A 1339-nucleotide genomic window follows, 5' to 3' on the forward strand; every position below is an offset into this window, starting at 1 on the left:
AACCGCGCCATCGACCTGTCGACGCTGCTGCCGGAAAAATTCGGCAAGGCCGATTACGTGTTCGCCGCCAACCCGACGCGCAACGTCGAGGAAGGCGAACTAGATAATTCCTACAGCTACATTCGTCCGCTGATGACCATCAGCCCGGCCGCGATCAAGCTCGGCCTGCCGGTGAACATCGAGTTCTCCGCCAACGACACCAGCGATCTGGCCCGCGAGCTGCTGGACGAGAAGTACCACAACTCGACGATCTACACCGCCTGGTCTCACGGTTATCTGCCGGATCTGATCAACAAGGTCGCCGGCAACGCAGTGGGCGAGCGGCAGAAGATCACCGATGACTGGGCCGGCGATGACTTCGATTCGCTGTATGTGCTGACCCTGAAGTGGCACAACGGCAAGGCCAGTTTGCAGAGCCACATCTACAAACAGGGACTGGATAACGGCAAGGACACCTGCCCAACCTGAGTTTTGTATCGCCTGACCTTGCGTCTTCGCGAGCAGGCTCGCTCCCACAGGGGAACGCATTTCAACTGGGGGAGCGAGCCTGCTCGCGAAGAGGCCAGTGGCTTGCGCCTCAAGCCTTCTGATTCACCCTCGCACGCAAATACTCGATCACCGCCCCCCGCTCTCCGGCAAACTCGATCCGCCCGCCCTTCTTCTCGCGCTGGAACACATACATCGGGTCGTAGTACTCGCGCAGCAAACCCTCGATCCAGCCGCGATGCATCTCCACCGCGCCGCTGCGGGCCTGCTCGGCCAGCGCCTGCTCCATCAACACCAGCATCCGCGAATGGCGCTCACCACCGAGGCGTTTCTGTACGTTGTTGAGGCTTTCCAGCAGACGTTCGGAGAACAAGGCAAAACCGTTTTCACCGTGCACCGAGGCAAACTCCGCCGACAGATCGATGACGTAATCACGCAGGATCCGTTCTACACGATCCTCGAAACGATCTTCCAGCCAGACCATCGGGTACTGCTGCATGCCCTGATACAGCGGCAGCGGCAAGGCACAACTGCCGACCACACGGCTCTCGTCTTCGAGCACAAACTGCTCGATCCCGGTATCGCGTTTCTTCAGGAAGTCGATCGCCAGGCGATTCTCGAAATCGATATTCGACGGCTGCCCGGTGGCACGTTTGCCGAAACTGGAGCCGCGATGGTTGGCGTGGCCTTCCAGATCCACACCGTTGCGCAACTGCACCAGCACTTCGGTCTTGCCGGTGCCGGTCATGCCGCCGAGCAAAACAAAATCACACTGCGCGATGGCTTGCTCAAGGGTGTCGATCAAAAAACTGCGCATCGCCTTGTAGCCGCCGCCGACGCGCGGATAGTCGAT

The 1339-nt window shown here is 59.8% G+C and carries 2 protein-coding genes; one reads left to right on the forward strand and one right to left on the reverse strand.

The annotated features are described in order from the left end of the window. A partial coding sequence (locus tag OQK_RS28075; RefSeq protein ID WP_016775390.1) for a hypothetical protein occupies positions 1-468 on the forward strand: 468 nt, incomplete at its 5' end. Positions 469-577: 109 nt separating this feature from the next. On the opposite strand, the gene OQK_RS28080 is transcribed toward OQK_RS28075, so the two are convergent. Next, positions 578-1339 (reverse strand): tRNA 2-selenouridine synthase (locus OQK_RS28080; protein ID WP_038861894.1); only part of this gene is annotated, 762 nt, incomplete at its 5' end.

The sequence above is a fragment of the Pseudomonas sp. R62 genome (genome assembly GCF_000257605.1).
GTDB classification, from domain to species: domain Bacteria; phylum Pseudomonadota; class Gammaproteobacteria; order Pseudomonadales; family Pseudomonadaceae; genus Aquipseudomonas; species Aquipseudomonas atacamensis.